This is a genomic window from Mycobacterium cajalii, from assembly GCF_045809005.2.
In the GTDB taxonomy this organism is placed as follows: Bacteria; Actinomycetota; Actinomycetes; order Mycobacteriales; family Mycobacteriaceae; genus Mycobacterium.
The window spans coordinates 4,673,056-4,687,041 of the sequence record NZ_CM141436.1 but is presented as its reverse complement, the minus strand read 5'-3'; the positions used below and the strand labels follow the sequence as shown (position 1 = coordinate 4,687,041).

22 protein-coding genes are annotated in these 13,986 nt (G+C 66.2%); 18 read left to right on the top strand and 4 right to left on the bottom strand.

Features of this window, described 5'->3' with window-relative positions; genetic code table 11:
• The first annotated feature begins 11 nt into the window (after positions 1-11).
• Positions 12-890, top strand: a complete 879-nt coding sequence (locus tag ACJ512_RS22230) for an LLM class flavin-dependent oxidoreductase (RefSeq protein WP_407688890.1) — start codon at positions 12-14, stop codon at positions 888-890.
• Here ACJ512_RS22230 and ACJ512_RS22225 read toward each other — a convergent pair.
• A complete protein-coding gene (locus ACJ512_RS22225) occupies positions 887-2,596 on the bottom strand; it encodes an NAD-binding protein (RefSeq protein ID WP_407688881.1) in 1,710 nt (569 codons plus the stop codon). The genes ACJ512_RS22230 and ACJ512_RS22225 overlap by 4 nt on opposite strands.
• A gap of 136 nt (positions 2,597-2,732) precedes the next feature.
• Between ACJ512_RS22225 and ACJ512_RS22220 the strand changes: the two genes are divergently transcribed.
• From ACJ512_RS22220 to ACJ512_RS22205, 4 genes are read left to right on the top strand one after another with little or no spacing between them, the layout of a single operon-like run.
• On the top strand, positions 2,733-3,263 hold the full coding sequence (locus ACJ512_RS22220; protein WP_407688882.1) for an NUDIX domain-containing protein: 531 nt from the start codon (positions 2,733-2,735) through the stop codon (positions 3,261-3,263).
• Complete coding sequence (locus ACJ512_RS22215; RefSeq protein WP_407688883.1) at positions 3,260-3,841, top strand: peroxiredoxin-like family protein; 582 nt, start codon at positions 3,260-3,262, stop codon at positions 3,839-3,841. Before ACJ512_RS22220 ends, ACJ512_RS22215 begins: the two co-directional genes overlap by 4 nt.
• A complete protein-coding gene (locus tag ACJ512_RS22210; RefSeq protein WP_407688884.1) occupies positions 3,838-4,155 on the top strand; it encodes a glutaredoxin family protein in 318 nt (105 codons plus the stop codon). The genes ACJ512_RS22215 and ACJ512_RS22210 overlap by 4 nt, the downstream gene beginning before the upstream one ends.
• A 58-nt stretch (positions 4,156-4,213) precedes the next feature.
• Positions 4,214-4,747 (top strand): hypothetical protein, encoded by a 534-nt coding sequence (locus ACJ512_RS22205; RefSeq protein WP_407688885.1) that lies wholly within the window; start codon positions 4,214-4,216, stop codon positions 4,745-4,747.
• Here the strand turns inward: ACJ512_RS22205 and ACJ512_RS22200 are convergent.
• Genes ACJ512_RS22200 through ACJ512_RS22190 form a run of 3 tightly spaced genes read right to left on the bottom strand, consistent with a single transcriptional unit; the run spans position 4,727 to position 5,740 of the window.
• The gene (locus ACJ512_RS22200; RefSeq protein ID WP_407688886.1) at positions 4,727-5,080 is read right to left on the bottom strand and encodes a hypothetical protein; all 354 of its coding nucleotides are present in this window, start codon (positions 5,078-5,080) and stop codon (positions 4,727-4,729) included. The genes ACJ512_RS22205 and ACJ512_RS22200 overlap by 21 nt on opposite strands.
• 47 nt (positions 5,081-5,127) lie before the next feature.
• The gene (locus ACJ512_RS22195) at positions 5,128-5,472 is read right to left on the bottom strand and encodes a ribbon-helix-helix protein, CopG family (protein ID WP_407688887.1); all 345 of its coding nucleotides are present in this window, start codon (positions 5,470-5,472) and stop codon (positions 5,128-5,130) included.
• A gap of 1 nt (position 5,473) precedes the next feature.
• Complete coding sequence (locus tag ACJ512_RS22190; protein WP_407688888.1) at positions 5,474-5,740, bottom strand: toxin; 267 nt, start codon at positions 5,738-5,740, stop codon at positions 5,474-5,476.
• Positions 5,741-6,168: 428 nt separating this feature from the next.
• Here ACJ512_RS22190 and ACJ512_RS22185 point away from each other — a divergent pair, with 428 nt between their 5' ends.
• From ACJ512_RS22185 to ACJ512_RS22125, 13 genes are all read left to right on the top strand, one after another.
• A complete protein-coding gene (locus ACJ512_RS22185) occupies positions 6,169-7,275 on the top strand; it encodes a tyrosine-type recombinase/integrase (protein ID WP_407689361.1) in 1,107 nt (368 codons plus the stop codon).
• Entirely contained in the window at positions 7,272-7,772 is a 501-nt protein-coding gene (locus ACJ512_RS22180; RefSeq protein ID WP_407689362.1) for a hypothetical protein, read from the top strand. Before ACJ512_RS22185 ends, ACJ512_RS22180 begins: the two co-directional genes overlap by 4 nt.
• 113 nt (positions 7,773-7,885) lie before the next feature.
• The gene (locus ACJ512_RS22175; protein ID WP_407689363.1) at positions 7,886-8,086 is read left to right on the top strand and encodes a DNA-binding protein; all 201 of its coding nucleotides are present in this window, start codon (positions 7,886-7,888) and stop codon (positions 8,084-8,086) included.
• Positions 8,087-8,350: 264 nt separating this feature from the next.
• Positions 8,351-8,656, top strand: coding sequence for a DUF2742 domain-containing protein (locus ACJ512_RS22170; RefSeq protein ID WP_407689364.1), 306 nt, complete (start codon positions 8,351-8,353; stop codon positions 8,654-8,656).
• Positions 8,656-10,035, top strand: coding sequence for a DUF3631 domain-containing protein (locus ACJ512_RS22165; protein WP_407689365.1), 1,380 nt, complete (start codon positions 8,656-8,658; stop codon positions 10,033-10,035). The genes ACJ512_RS22170 and ACJ512_RS22165 overlap by 1 nt, the downstream gene beginning before the upstream one ends.
• Entirely contained in the window at positions 10,032-10,211 is a 180-nt protein-coding gene (locus ACJ512_RS22160) for a hypothetical protein (RefSeq protein ID WP_407689366.1), read from the top strand. Before ACJ512_RS22165 ends, ACJ512_RS22160 begins: the two co-directional genes overlap by 4 nt.
• Positions 10,212-10,500: 289 nt before the next feature.
• Positions 10,501-10,824: a helix-turn-helix domain-containing protein gene (locus ACJ512_RS22155; RefSeq protein WP_407689367.1), complete on the top strand. Its 324-nt coding sequence runs from the start codon at positions 10,501-10,503 to the stop codon at positions 10,822-10,824.
• Positions 10,821-11,300 (top strand): hypothetical protein, encoded by a 480-nt coding sequence (locus ACJ512_RS22150; RefSeq protein WP_407689368.1) that lies wholly within the window; start codon positions 10,821-10,823, stop codon positions 11,298-11,300. The genes ACJ512_RS22155 and ACJ512_RS22150 overlap by 4 nt, the downstream gene beginning before the upstream one ends.
• 29 nt (positions 11,301-11,329) lie before the next feature.
• Positions 11,330-12,178: a hypothetical protein gene (locus tag ACJ512_RS22145; RefSeq protein ID WP_461479845.1), complete on the top strand. Its 849-nt coding sequence runs from the start codon at positions 11,330-11,332 to the stop codon at positions 12,176-12,178.
• A complete protein-coding gene (locus tag ACJ512_RS22140; protein ID WP_407689370.1) occupies positions 12,168-12,347 on the top strand; it encodes a hypothetical protein in 180 nt (59 codons plus the stop codon). The genes ACJ512_RS22145 and ACJ512_RS22140 overlap by 11 nt, the downstream gene beginning before the upstream one ends.
• Positions 12,348-12,478: 131 nt before the next feature.
• Entirely contained in the window at positions 12,479-12,835 is a 357-nt protein-coding gene (locus ACJ512_RS22135) for an HNH endonuclease (protein WP_461479844.1), read from the top strand.
• 218 nt (positions 12,836-13,053) lie between these two features.
• Positions 13,054-13,593 (top strand): hypothetical protein, encoded by a 540-nt coding sequence (locus ACJ512_RS22130; protein WP_461479843.1) that lies wholly within the window; start codon positions 13,054-13,056, stop codon positions 13,591-13,593.
• A gap of 70 nt (positions 13,594-13,663) precedes the next feature.
• Positions 13,664-13,951 carry a hypothetical protein gene (locus tag ACJ512_RS22125; RefSeq protein WP_461479842.1) on the top strand — a complete coding sequence of 96 codons (288 nt, stop codon included), beginning with the start codon at positions 13,664-13,666 and terminating at the stop codon, positions 13,949-13,951.
• The last annotated feature ends 35 nt before the right edge of the window (positions 13,952-13,986 follow it).

Here is a 13,986-nt window from a genome sequence, read left to right as displayed (position 1 = left end):
TGCACATAGCGATGACGATGCCGGTGATGGAGCCTGACCTCGACGCGACCCTTCTGGAGAACTGGGCGCGCACGGTCGACGAGGGCCCGTTCTCGTCGCTGTGCTGGGGCGAGCGGATCGCCTTCGACAACCCGGACAACCTGACGCTGCTCGGCGCGCTGGCAGCCTGGACGGATCGGGTGCGGCTGCTGACGACGGTGATCGTGCCGCAGCTGCACGATCCCGTCATGCTGGCCAAGGGGCTGGCCACCGGTGACATGCTCAGCGGCGGGCGGCTGAGCGCGGGCATCGGCGTCGGCGGTAGGCACGAGGATTATCAGGCCGTGGGCGCGGACCCGGCGACGCAGACGATGCGCGGCATGGCCGAGCGCGTGGCGGTGATGAAGCGGGTGTGGGCGGGGGAGAAGGTCACCGACTCGGTGCTGCCGGTCGGGCCGGCGCCGGTGCAGCCGGGTGGCCCGCCGCTGCTCGTGGGCAGCATCGGGCCCAAGACCATCCGCAGCGCCGCGGCCTGGGCCGACGGGCTGGCCGGCACCACCCTGGACCTCGACGCCGCCAAGCAGAACGAGCTGTTCGACGTGGCGCGGCAGGCGTGGGCGCAGGCCGGCAAGCCGAAACCCCACCTGATGACGTCGTTCTGGTTCGCGTTCGGCTCGCCCCAGGAGTCCCGCGCGCAGGTGCATCGTCATCTGCGGCGCTACATGAACTGGATACCGGCCGAGTACGTCGACGCGATGGCGCCGACGACCGGCTGGGCGGGCACCGAGGAGCAGCTGCTGGACGTGCTGCGCAGGTTCTCCGACATCGGCACCGACGAGGTGCAGCTCATCCCGACGAGCTCGGACCTCGACCAGGTCCGGCGCGCCGCCGACGTGGCCGGGCGGCTTTAGCTGGCGCGCTCGTCGACGCTGACGGGTGCGGGCGGCTGGCCCTTGCGCAGCGTGGCCAGCAGTTCCCGGTAGGGCCCGACGAGGTAGACGGTGTCGCCGGCGCGCAGCCAGGCGTCGCGGCGCGGATGCAGGTTCAGGGGCGCGTCGTGCCGGGTGATCGCGATGACGCGGGTGCGGGTGGACAGCTCGAACATCCGCAGGCCGTCGAGTTCGCTGCCGGCCGCCACGTGCATGGCGCCGACCACGAAGGAACGCTGCCCGACCGAGAAGGTGCTGAGCACCTGCAGGCCCATCGCTGCGCCGATGAACCACGGCACGGCCAGGTCGACGGTCGAGCGGACGTGTTCGAATCCGAACCGCTGGGCGACCGCGCTGCCCAGCGCGCGGTCGTAGATGCGCAGCACGGTCGGCACGTCGGGCCGGTGCACGTGCGGCATGGTCCGCGGGCCCAGCATCTCGCGCAGCACGATCCCCGTCTCGATGTTGACCATGTCGTCCTGGGTGAGCACCGCGACCGCGCGGGCGTGGTCGACGCGGGCCGACTCCAGCGTCTGGCGCAGCGTCGCGTCCCCGAAGATCACCGGCACGTCGAGTTGGGCCGCCGACGACAGGAACCGGCTGTTCTCGTCGCGCTCGATCACCGCCACGTCGTACCCGGCGGCGGTCAGATCGCTGACGACGCGGATGCCGAACGAACCCAGGCCCACCACGACGATGTGGTTGCGCAGGTGGCGTGCCTGACGCTGCCCGGCCGAGTGGGCGAAGCGGCGCGACAGCAGCAGGTCGGCGATGAACGCGACCAGCAGCGCGGTCGTGGTCACACCGGCGAACATCAACATGATGCTGAACAGTCGCAGCCACATCGGCTGGTGCAGGAAGCTGAAGTCGCCGTATCCCACCGTGGCGATCGTCTCGGTGCTGAAGTACAGCGCGTCGATCCACGTCATGCCCGGCGGGGTCTGGTAGGTGAAGCGCAACACCGCGGTCGAGCCGATCCACAACGTCAGCGCGGCAGCCAGCGCGCGATAGAACATCGGGTTGACGTCGTTGCGCAGGGTGCGTACGGCGTCGAACAGCCGCCGCAGCCGCGGCCGGTGGGTGCGCGTGCGGTTGGGCCGGGGCGTCTTGATGCCGCAGCAGTCCAGTTCCTCGGGGGTGCCGATCATCACGGTCAGGTCGCCGGCCTGAACCCGCAGGTCCCGACCCGGGCATGCCACGACCTTGCCGGGGGTGTCGGAGTTCTTGCCGTGGATGACCGCCACCGGCGCCAGGTCGCCGTAGATGTCGCGCAGGGTTCCGTCCCGCGGCGCCTCGGCGTCGGAGACGACGAACTCGATGCCGGCAGCTTCGATCGGGTGCGTGTTGTGGGCCAGGCACGCCTCCACGACCGACGGTGCCGCCAGGTCGGCGACGTCGAGGATCGCGCCCGGGCCGTTGTCGTCGGCCACCGCTTCGCGCAGCACGCCGTTGGCCAGCCGCGCCACCACGCGCACGTCCGGGTTGGCTTTGCGCGCCAGCAGCGCGATTTCGAGGTTTATCGCGTCGTCGTCGCCGGCGCAGACGACCGCGGCGGCCCGGGCTATCCCGGCGGCGTGGAGATCGGCCGGGCTGGCGAGCTTGACGATGCTGACGCCGGCGTTGTTGAGTTCCTCGACGATCGTCGTGGCCAGTGAGTCGTCACCGCTGACGATGATGTGGCGGCGCATGGTCAGGCGCGTTTCGAGGTTGGCTCGTCCGGCATAAACCCCCACCTCTGGCGCTATCGGTGTTCGCTGGTTGTTATGACTATCGGACACCGCGCCGATTTGTGCCAGCGCTGCGCCCGGACGCGATACTGGTCTGGTGCCCATCATCGAACAGCTGGCATCCCGCGAGATCTACCGGAACGCGTGGCTGTCGATCCGCGAGGACGACATCCGGTTCCCCGACGGCGCCACCGGCATCTACAGCGTGGTGGACAAGCCGGACTACGCGCTGGTGATGCCCTACGACGGGGACCGCTTCCGACTCGTCGAACAGTTCCGGTATCCGCTCGGTGTGCGGTGCTGGGAGTTCCCTCAGGGCACCGCGGCCGAGGATCTCGAGCCGGCCGAGCTGGCCGAGCGGGAACTGCGGGAGGAGACCGGCCTGCGCGCCGCGTCGTTCGAGGCGCTGGGCCGGATCGACACGGTACCCGGAATGACCAGTCAGCGCGGCTGGGTGTTCCTGGCCACCGGGATCGTCGAGGGCGAGCACGACCGCGAACCTGAGGAGCAGGACATGCGCGATGCCTGGTTCACCCGCGACGACGTCGAGCAGATGATCCGCTCGGGGGTGATCGCCGACGCGCAGTCGCTGGCCGCCTACAGCCTGTTCCTGTTGCGCCGGCCATGAAGCGCCCGACGAGCGACCGGCTGTCGACCGGCGCGACCGTCCCGGTGCGCCGGTGGGAAACGATCACCGGCGAGTCATTGTCGATACCGGCGGCGAGCGGCACCACGCACCTGCAGTTTCGCCGATTCGCCGGGTGCCCCATCTGCAGCCTGCACCTGCGCGGATTCGCCGACCGGCACGCCGAACTCGCCGGCGCCGGGATCACCGAGGTCGTGTTCTTCCATTCCCCGGCCGATGCGCTGCGCGGCTACCAGGCGTTGTTACCGTTCGCGGTGGTCGCCGACCCCGACAAGGCGATCTACCGCGAATTCGGGGTCGAAACCAGCCTGCGCGCCGTCGCCGACCCGCGTTCGTGGTCCTCGGCGTTGCGCGGGTATCGGGCCATGCTCGACCACCGCGGCGACCCCGACTATGGCGGCGTTGGATCGAATGACGGCACAACGCATTTGGGGCTGCCCGCCGACTTCCTCATCGATGCCGACGGAACGGTTGTCGCACTCCACTACGGACGGCATGCCGACGACCAATGGTCGGTCGACGAGCTGCTGGACATCCAGCGCTCGGTGGGCCGGCCATGAGCGCGCCGGAGGTGGTCGTCTACTGGCGGCCGGGTTGTCCGTTCTGTTGGCGCCTGCGCGGCGCACTGCGCCGGCTGGGCCTGCCGACCCGGGAGGTGGACATCTGGGCCGACCCGGACGCCGCCGCGGTGGTCCGCTCGATCGCCGACGGCAACGAGACCGTTCCGACGGTGGTCGTCGGCGACATCGCGATGGTCAACCCGTCGCCCGGCCAGGTGCTCGAGGCCGTCCGCGCCCAGGCTCCCGAACTGCTCGACCAGCTCAGCGTTGCCGGACGATGGTGGTCGGCACTGCGGTCACGGCTGCGGCGCTGACGGGTCAATGCCCGCGCGGTGACCACCGCGGAAAGACATGACGATCCAGGAGACAGCGGTGAGGAAAACCAACCGGGTTTCGCGCATCTGGGCGGGTGTGCTGATTGGCGCCGCGGCCGGCGCCGCGGGCACCACCACACTCAACGTGATCACCTACCTCGACATGGCGATCCGGGGCCGGCCGGCCAGCAGCACGCCTGAGCGGACCGTCGCGGCCATGGCGAAGCTGATCCACCTGAGGGTGCCCGGCAGCGGGGACGTGCTGGCGGCCCGGCTTTCGGGCCTCGGGGCGCTGACCGGATACACCGCGGGCATCGGCATCGGCGTGATTCTGGGGCTGGCCTACGGGCTCGGCTGGCGGCCCGGGCTCACGACGGGCATCCTGGCCGCCGCCGTGTTCGCGCTGATCGGCACCAACGGGCCGATGACCGTCCTGGGGGTGACCGACCCGCGCACCTGGGGACTCGTGGGCTGGGTCAGCGACCTGGTGCCCCACATCGGTTACGGCGTCGTCACCGCCCTGGTGTTGCACTATGCGTTCACCCGTGGGGCCGAACCCGCGGCGCGGTCCTCAGGCGTACTCGTCGAGTGAGACCACGAGCGTGGTAGCGGGCGCCGCAATGTCGACGTAGTAGTGACCCGCACCCGGATGCCGACTCATATCGGTGAGTAGGTCGATGATTTCGGCCGCCTTGGCGTGGTCGAGCCGCCACACCGCCGCCGCGTCCTGGAACTGAACCTCGGCCGCGCCGGGTTCGACGAAGAACTGGTGAGTCATCTCGTCGACGTCGAGTCGAGACGACCCCTGTTGTTGTGCTTGGGTGAGCGCCGCGAGGAATGGGGTCACCCCTGCGTTGTCCATGGCCAACAGCACCGCGTCGCGGCCAAAGTAGAACTTGGGAGCCAGTCCGGCGCGAACGGTCATAGTCCTCATGCTTTCTCACAGGTCGAGTGGGTTCTCGTTGCTCCGCGTCACTTCGTCAGGTACTCGATGAGCGCGCGGCGGATCGTCTCTCCTCTCGTCACACCGTCGATCTCGGAACGCTCGTCAGCCAGGGTTACCAGGTCATCAGGCAGCCGAACCGAAAACGTGCGCGCCGCTTCATCGCTGATCGCAGGACGCCCGCGACGACGCAGTTTCTCGGCGGGAATACCCTCCTCGGCTTCGGCGACCAAACGGGCGATGGTTTCCTCGTCCACCGACTCCGGCAACGGGCGCTCGTCGTGGGCCAGGTGTGACGCAGCGGGCGACTTGTTCCGTTTGCCCGTCCTGAGCGTCGTGGCGGCGCGCGCCGCATCCTTCTTCGAAGTTGCCATGTCAGTACCTGCCTCCCGTGATGCGGAGGGCTTTGTCAAGTTCAGCCTTCCTGGCCGTCATGCAATGGATCACGAGGTCTTCCTTCGCCTTGTGAAGCACTATCAGTTCGATCAAGACTCCCGTGGCCGTGAACCCGAATACCCAGGTCCGGGGCGGATCATCGTCGACCACGTCGTAGGAGACGTGTATGTGATTCAGAGCGTGTCGTATGTCGTCCTCGGTGTACTCGCGCTTCAGGGCGGAGTCGTGGACCTTCAGTGGCCTCACTTGATTAACGTAACACGAAATTCCACGGGCCCGCGTCTATGCTGGTCAGCGCCAGCATCATGAGCCCTAGAGGTGGGTCACGACTCGGACGGCAGCCACTGCAGGGCATCCTCCGGTGTCCAACCCAGGCCCGCGTCCTGCCACTCCGTGAACGCCTCACTGCCCGTGATCGAACAGGGCAAGGGCACGATCAGCCAGCCACGCCGACGCTGTACCCCAGCCGTTTCGCCATCTCACGGTAAAACAATGCTTGGGTGCCCCCGGCAGGATTCGAACCTGACGAGACGTGCGGCGTGGCTGGTTTCTCTAACTGCGGTTTCTGCGCCTTTACCTGCGGATTAGGCACTTTTCCCACTCCGACAGTATAGGACACTGCCGGACATATCGGTACACTCAAGTTGTGCAAATCTTGTGCGGAAGTCTGACCGGTGGCGCGTAGTCGCCGCGGCTTCGGCCGTATCCGGCAGGAACGCTCGGGCCGCTACAGCGCCGCCTACATCGGCCCCGACACGAAGCTTCACCGTGCCCCCAGAACCTACGCCAGCGAGTCCGACGCCGAAGGCTGGCTTGCCATCGAGCGCCGCAAAATCGATCTCGGCACGTGGGGAGCGGTCGAACGCTCCGACGGCATCACCTTGCGCGCCTACGCGGCCCGCTGGATCGAGCAGCGCCAGTTGCGCCCACGCACGCGCTCACACTACGAGTCCATGTTGGAGCGGCTGATTCTGCCCGAGTTGGGCGACGCGAAGATTGTCACCCTGACACCGGCCAAGGTCCGCGAATGGCATGGCGCCCTCGGTTCTGGGCATCCGACCCGCAACGCGCACGCCTATGCGCTGCTGCACGCCATCTGCGCGACCGCCGTTCAGGACGAAGTGCTCGACGCCAACCCGTGCCGCATCCGCGCGGCGATGCAAACCAAGCGCCGCCGCGAAGTGGACATCCTGACGCCGGCCGAAGTGGACAAGCTGGCCGCCAAGATGCCCGCGCAGCTGCGCGCCAGCGTGGTCATGGCCGCATGGTGCGGGTTGCGCTGGGGTGAGACCTCCGAGCTCCGCCGCAAAGATGTCAGCAGCGATTGCGCCGTTCTGCACGTGCGTCGGGCCGTCACCTACCGCAACGGCAACTTCTATCCCGGAGAGCCGAAAACCGCGGCCGGCGTGCGAGATGTGGCAGTGCCGCCCCACATACGGCCAATCATCAAGTCGCACATAAAGAATCACGTCGGCCGCGCTGCCGATTCGCTGCTGTTCCCAGACGAGGACGGAAACCATCTGCGCGCTGACCTGTACCGGACTCACTGGGAGAAGGCCCGCGCAGCTATCGGCAAACCGAACCTGAGAGTCCACGACCTGCGCCACGTCGGCGCGGTGCTCGCCGCCCAATCCGGTGCCACCACAGCAGAATTGATGCACCGTCTCGGGCACACCACCCCACAAATGGCGCTGAAATACCAGCACGTCGCCGAGGGGCGCGACGCCGAAATTGCGGAACGCCTCTCGCGTCTCGCCAAAAAGTCAACGGAGACAACGTGAACGATAAACCTGACCTGTCATGGTTGACCGAAGAAGCCATGCACGAAGTCGACGCCTACCTCGATGCCCAACTTGCCGCAATTGACGCATTGAGAAGCAAGGCGTCCTACGTAGACCACGAAATCTATTGTACTGGTTGTCATTCCAAAATAATCGAAGTGATTCCGCTCAAGCTCCCCGACGGCACCGACGTTCGTGTGATCCGCTTAGCCTCCCTCGACCGGCTTCCTCGGGGTCTTCCCGACCCCGGGGATTTGCCTCCTGGTGAGCATGGGCGCCTGGCGGCGGCCGCCAGCGCAGAACGTAAAGCATCGAAGCGGCGCGGGAAGTGGGGGCGTTCGGAGCCGTTCATTGAGGGCATGTTTGACCCGACCGAACCGGTTTGGGCCGCTTGCGATTGCCGCACTGATGAATATCTGTTCACGGTCGGTGGCATCTTTGGCCGCGAAGGCCGCAAGTCCACCGTGTCGCCGCCGCCGGGACACGCCGAACAGTGACAGGTCCGTACCTTAGCGGACACGACTGTTATCGTGGGTACCGTCCGCGGGAGACCCGCGAATAGCTCGGATCTGGGCGCCCGAGCCGACCCTTTAAAGGAGGGCGGCTCACCGTGCCCAAGAACAAACCTCAACTTCGACTGGCCAGCATCCCCGTCGCAGCGGCGACGGCCGATGTTTGCACCCGCACCATTCGGCGCTACATCGCCCAAGGCCGCATACAGGGATACCGTGTCGGCCCGCGGCTGATCAAGGTCGATCTGAACGAGCTGGAAAACGCGCTGCTGCAGCCGGTCGGCGGTGGTGCTGCATGACCGAACGAAAAAGGCCGGTCCCCCCACAGGACCGACCCTCTCCAACCACCACAACTGCCCAGAATTCTAACGGATACCGCCGTCAAGACGGTTACGCCGCCCCGACCGCCGAGGACCGGCGCGAGGCCGCGGTACTGGCAGAGACTTACGCGCTCGGATACCGGCTCAGTGTCCGGTGTGTCGACTGCCATCGGCCTCTGGCTGACCCAGTCTCGGTGATCCATCATCGCGGCCCGACCTGCCGGGCACGAGCGGCGGCGGCCGATGTCTAGGACGATTGAATCGCAACAGGTCTCCTGGTGGTCAGTTCACGAGCACGTGCGGCCGTTTCTGGATCGGGTCGATTCGTGGCCGCTGGTCGGCTCTCCGGCGTGGTGCGCGCTCCCCGATGGGCCAGTGAAACTGGCCGCATTGCTCGATGCTGCCCAGCACTGGGCGCTAAGGCTGGACAGCCGCCAGGAGGCGATGTCCGAGGCATCGAAGGCCCTGTCCGCGGCTGCCGACTGGAAAGACGTTGAGCGGCAGACCCGTAACCGTCGCGACGTCTACATTCCGCGGTCGGTGATCTAGTGACTACCATCGATCGCTCGGACGAACTGCGCGAATGGTATGCCGAGGATGACCCCGACGGCGCCCAGGTACTCGACGATCTTGAAAAGTGGTTCGGGCGCTTCATCAAGGTGACGTTCGGCGGAGACCTCGCGCTGCTGGCGTTGTGGACCGTGCACACGCATCTCGCCGCCGAACTGTATACGACTCCGCGGTTGCAACTAGATTCCATCATGCCCGAGAGCGGGAAAACGACCGCACTGGATCACCTAAACCGGCTGTGCTTCAACCCGATTCAGATGGCAAGTACGCCATCACCTGCCCTGATTCCGCGCTTACTCGAACGCGAGATGCGGACTTTGTTGTTCGACGAGGTGGACCGCACGCTGCGCCCAGACGGTCCAGGAACGCCTGACCTGCTCGCGATCATCAACAGCGGCTACCGCGTCGGGGCCACCAGGCCGGTGTTGGTGCCCATCAAGGGCGGCGGCTGGGAAGCAAGCGAGATGCCCACGCACGCACCCGTAGCCATAGCCGGCAATGCCCCGGTCCTCGCAGATGACACACGGTCTCGCTGCATCCGGCTCCTGCTCATGCCCGACACGGATGGGTCGATCGAGGACAGCGATTGGGAGCACATCGAGGACGAGGCGCGTGCGCTTCACGATAGGGTCGCTCGATTCGCCGACCACGTACGCGACCAGATCAAAGGTCTCCCCGTCGATCTGCCGCCGAACTGCATCGCCCGCACCAAGGAGAAGTGGCGCCCACTCAAGCGTGTTGCAGTCGTCGCCGGGGGACGCTGGCCGGCTGTCGCCGATGAACTCATACGCCGAAGCCTCGATGAAGATGCAGCGGAACGGGATGCGGGTTTACGGAATCAGCCGCCCGCCGTGGTGCTGATGACAGACTTGCATTCCGTTTTCTCCGACCACGACGAGCTGGTACCGACGCGCGAACTCGTCGCCAAGCTCATCGGACACAATCCCGACTACTGGGGAGTGCAAAGTAGCTATGGCAAGGCACTAACCGAGCACCGGTTCGGCAAACTCGTTTCCCAGGCGTCGAAGGTCACTTCCCAGCGCCCGGGTGGACGCGGGCCAAGGGGATTCTTCCGGTCACAATTCGAACCGGTGTGGCGCCGACTCCGAATCGGTGCACCCCCATCTGAAACCGGTGCAACTGGTTATACCGGTGAAACCGGTGCAGATTCCTGCGGAAACAACCAGATGCACCGCAATAACCGCTTGCACCGATCCGAAACCCACCCCCTCGGAAACGGTGCAGAAAGTGGCTTCACACCGCCGGATGGACCTGACCGCTGCAGTGGGTGCCATTGGCACGTGCCGACGATGGGACACAAGCCAAGCTGCCCAGCAAACCAGAGCGGTGCATCGTGAAGCGCGCGAAGGTATTGCAAACTCGTCCGCTGCGCGACGGCCACCAATTCGTCGAACTCACCTGCGACTGGTGCGGCCGGTCGCACTGGTACATGGACCCGGGGCATCTGGTCTATTGCCTGGACCTGGCCAACAGGCCGTCAGAAGTCGTCGGGCTCGGGAGTCCGGTGCGATGACGGCGCCGTGGGTTGAGTTGACGGCAGCGATCCTGCGCGGCGTCCCAGCACTACCGGGTGCACTGTGCCGCGGGCATTCAGACACATTCGACGCCGGGCCATCCGACGACGACACGGCAGAGCGCATCCAGTTCGCCATCAGCGCATGCCACCGCTGCCCGGCACTAGCGGCTTGCCGTGCATGGGCCGACGAGTTGCCACACAACGGCGTTCACGGCGTCGTCGCTGGGCAGCATCGGCCATGGGTGTCGCACCCGAGCGAGCACAGGAAGCGCAAGGCGGTGTCGGCGTGACCGAAACCGACTTGCAGTGTGCTTATCGCTGTGCGGCTGAAGTCGTGCGCCGGCGCCGGCTGACTGGCGAGCCTATTCCGCCGTGGTTGAACCGCTATTACGTGCAGCTCGACACCAAAATCCGAATGTCCGCACGCGGACAGCAAAACTCGCTCAACACCGACCAGTCCGACACACTCAGCAGTATGGAAGTCGCGCAACTGATCGGGCGCAACGACAGGTGGGTCCGTCGCCACCGCGATGAACTCGGCGGCATCCAGCAGGGCGACCGCTGGCGCTTCCCACGCACAGCCGTCGAGCACTGGAAGGAAACACATTGAGTGACAACGACCCTGAGCGGCAGCAAGCCCAGCTCGAGGACTACGCCAGCCGGATGAACGACGAAGACTGGACCGCGTTCACCGCGCGCGTCCGACCGCCCAACAGCGCCGAGCAGTTGAAGGAAGTTGCCGCGCAAATACTGTCGGGAAGCCAGCTCGATGCGTGGCTCTCCGGCATCGACCCGGCAAAGTTCATCGACACGGACGGTCAGGTCGATGAGCAGCGCGTCATGGGTAGTCTGACCGCGCTATTCGGGGTGCAGCACGACCAGCCCGGCGGCCAGCAGCGTTCGAGCTGGGGCCAGCACGGCGGCCAACCACCAGGCGCGCTACCGGGGGCTGCGGGCCGTGCCGAAGCCGAGAAACGATTCGGCAAGAAACAAACCGGATCATCTACCGCAACGACTCAGAGCGGACCCGGTGCCGTCGGCCGAGCAGCAGCACAAAAGAGATTCGGAACAGGAGCACAGAAGTGAATCAGTTTCTTGCAGCCGCCTACGATCAGTTGCCCGGCTACCGGACCGCGCTGGATATCGCCGACCAGGCCCGCACCTTCATCAGCGAACTAGCACGGCCGGAGCCGATCGACCCGGCAGACGACCCTCTGAACGGCGGCAGCTTCACCGAGTGGCCGCGCCGCGTCCTCGCACACCGCTCAGCCATCGCAATAGCTGAGCAAGAGCGCGCAATCCTGGTCGACGTCCAACAGCGCGCCACCGCGGCCGCCCGCACCTGCGCCGTACAGAACATCGACGCACTACTCACACACCTGAACACCCAATTGATGGCACTCCTCGACGACGCTAAGGCGATCGTCGACCAGCTCGGCGGCGCAACGACACCCGAGGAAGCCGTCGCCAACGACGCTGGCCCCCAATGGAAAACCCTGGGTGAGCTGGCAAACGACTACGCCACGCTACGCGACGCACAACGCGAAGTCATGTACCTGGCCCCAGCGGATGTCAACATGGGCGCCCGCCGCGCCAACGGCCGCGGCGACGACCACGCCTCAAGGTTGTTCCTACGCAACATCAGCGCCGTCTGGCCCGACTGGCAGCGACCCGACCACACCGCTGCAATCCGCATCGACGGCAGCCAACCGCGGCTCGAACCATGGCCCGAACACGAATACAGCGCACAGATGCTCGCGTGGCTGGTCACATCCGCCGCCGAGCCGTGGGTACCGACGCTCCGTGAATTGCAGCAGCAACGCGAGCAGCGCCGCCGCGACGCCAACCCGAACCCGACAGTCATTGAAGGCATCCGATCCGCCCCGCTCAACGCACCGCTGGGCGACTACGACCGCGTCATCCGCAAGATCACCGCCCGAAAGGAAACCACCAATGTCCGCTGACGCTTTCGATTCCAGCCCGAGCGACCTGCCGCCGCTGACGAAGAACGTCGTCGCGGCCGCCCGCTTCGCCACAACCGCAGGCCCCATCGCATCCGAGCCAGCACTACGCGCCATCTTCAACGCGCTCGCCGACCTCGAGCGCCGCGTCATCGCGCTCGAAAGCAAGTAACCCGCAATGCTTGGGTCGGCGGCGCTGCACTTCCGATCTCCTCATCGCTGGACCCTGGGCGCCGTGGACACGCCCGCGACCACCAGCACGCGCGCCGCCGGCCCAACCCCAACCAGGGAGATGACGACCTAATGCCACGCGCACCACGTCGTTGCCCAGGCGACAACGGCAACTGCACCACACTGATCGCAGCCGGAACGAAGTACTGCGACGACCACAACTGCAACTGGCCGACCGAGCGCACCATGTCCAGCCAGATCACCTCAACATCGCAATGGAAGCGCATCCGCCGCGACATCCTCGACCGCGACGGCCACCGCTGCCAAATCCACTACCCGGGGATCTGCACCGGGAAGGCCACCACCGTCGACAAGATCCAACCAGCCTCGCGCAGACCAGACCTCGCGCTCGACCCGACGAACCTGCGCGGGGCCTGTGCCCCATGCAACGACCACAAAGCACGCACCACCGACAAACAGCGAGCGTGAACGGGAAAGTGTTTGCTACAGCAGCATCACCGCAGTTCAAACGCCTAGACGGGGGTGCCACCACCCCGGCCCCGGGCATATCGCCGCGCCTTCGCTTTCTGCGAATTCGGACGGCCGCACGCATTCCGGCTGAATCGCGTAGTGGCGCCGAGCGGGCGGAATTGGAGTCGACGGGCCGGATTCCGAGTCGCGTGATTGAGCAGGGGAAGGAGTTGACGATGGCGGGAGAGAAGACAACCTGTCCGACCTGCGGAAACAAGTTCATTGGCGGTGCTCGGGCTGTGTATTGTTCGGCGCGGTGTCGGCAGCAGGCGCGTCGTCAGCGGTCGCGCCGTGAGTGTGACAGTGACCGTGACAACTGTGACACCGGAACTGTCACAGTCACTTCGCCAGTCGCCGAGGGCGGCCATAGCGCCGAAGCGTTGGAGTTGCTGCGCTGGCTCGATGAGGAGTTGGCCGAGAACAGCGCGGATCGCGGGCTGGTTGATCCGCTGAGTTGGTCGGCGGCCGAGCGGGCGGTGTTGGAGCCCATCGCTCGGAATGTGGATCGGCAGGTGGATTTGTGGCGGCGCTGGTGCGCGAGTGATGACGACAAGGTGCGCGTGAAATTGTCCGCCGAACTCAGGCTGTTGGAGGCCAGCTTGCCGCGGTTGTTGCGTCACGTGGAGACGGATTTGCCGCAGCCGCGGTCGCGGGCGTCGGAGAAGGCTTCGAGGGCGGCGCGGACGAGATGGAGTCGGCAGCATGGCGCGTTCTAGGCGTGCTACCGGCGCGCTCGGTGTGCACGTTGCGGGAGTTTTCGAGAAGGTGCTGCGGCGCCAGTGTGAGATGGAGGCGCAGCCGGACCGGGGCCTGCTTCACGTGGAGTTGGACCGGGCGCAGCGGGATTCGGTTGAGGACCAAGCCGCCTTGGACGCTGAGCGTCTGTTTGAGGAGCGGCTGAAGTCCGGCGACCCGGTGACGGCGCCTAAGTGGATGCTCGGCGGCCACAGCGTGCCGGTGCCGAAAGACCTTGAGATATTCCGGGACCGGTCGGTGCGTTCGTACCGCGTCTATCCCAACGACCGTATCGAAATCGCGGAACGGTACGACGACTCGCCAGCGGACTGGCAGTGACGGTGCACGTTTCGTTCGTCTGCCGCTATAACCGG

What these genes read in the sequence shown, in the direction of transcription:
- ACJ512_RS22125 (WP_461479842.1), top strand. Translation starts at nt 13,664, where the DNA reads ATGGAGGCGCAGCCGGACCGGGGCCTGCTTCACGTGGAGTTGGACCGG.
- ACJ512_RS22200 (WP_407688886.1), bottom strand. Translation starts at nt 5,080, where the DNA reads ATGACCGTTCGCGCCGGACTGGCTCCCAAGTTCTACTTTGGCCGCGAC.
- ACJ512_RS22215 (WP_407688883.1), top strand. Translation starts at nt 3,260, where the DNA reads ATGAAGCGCCCGACGAGCGACCGGCTGTCGACCGGCGCGACCGTCCCG.
- ACJ512_RS22210 (WP_407688884.1), top strand. Translation starts at nt 3,838, where the DNA reads ATGAGCGCGCCGGAGGTGGTCGTCTACTGGCGGCCGGGTTGTCCGTTC.
- ACJ512_RS22130 (WP_461479843.1), top strand. Translation starts at nt 13,054, where the DNA reads ATGGCGGGAGAGAAGACAACCTGTCCGACCTGCGGAAACAAGTTCATT.
- ACJ512_RS22230 (WP_407688890.1), top strand. Translation starts at nt 12, where the DNA reads ATGACGATGCCGGTGATGGAGCCTGACCTCGACGCGACCCTTCTGGAG.
- ACJ512_RS22135 (WP_461479844.1), top strand. Translation starts at nt 12,479, where the DNA reads ATGCCACGCGCACCACGTCGTTGCCCAGGCGACAACGGCAACTGCACC.
- ACJ512_RS22225 (WP_407688881.1), bottom strand. Translation starts at nt 2,596, where the DNA reads ATGCGCCGCCACATCATCGTCAGCGGTGACGACTCACTGGCCACGACG.
- ACJ512_RS22170 (WP_407689364.1), top strand. Translation starts at nt 8,351, where the DNA reads ATGTCTAGGACGATTGAATCGCAACAGGTCTCCTGGTGGTCAGTTCAC.
- ACJ512_RS22140 (WP_407689370.1), top strand. Translation starts at nt 12,168, where the DNA reads ATGTCCGCTGACGCTTTCGATTCCAGCCCGAGCGACCTGCCGCCGCTG.
- ACJ512_RS22195 (WP_407688887.1), bottom strand. Translation starts at nt 5,472, where the DNA reads ATGGCAACTTCGAAGAAGGATGCGGCGCGCGCCGCCACGACGCTCAGG.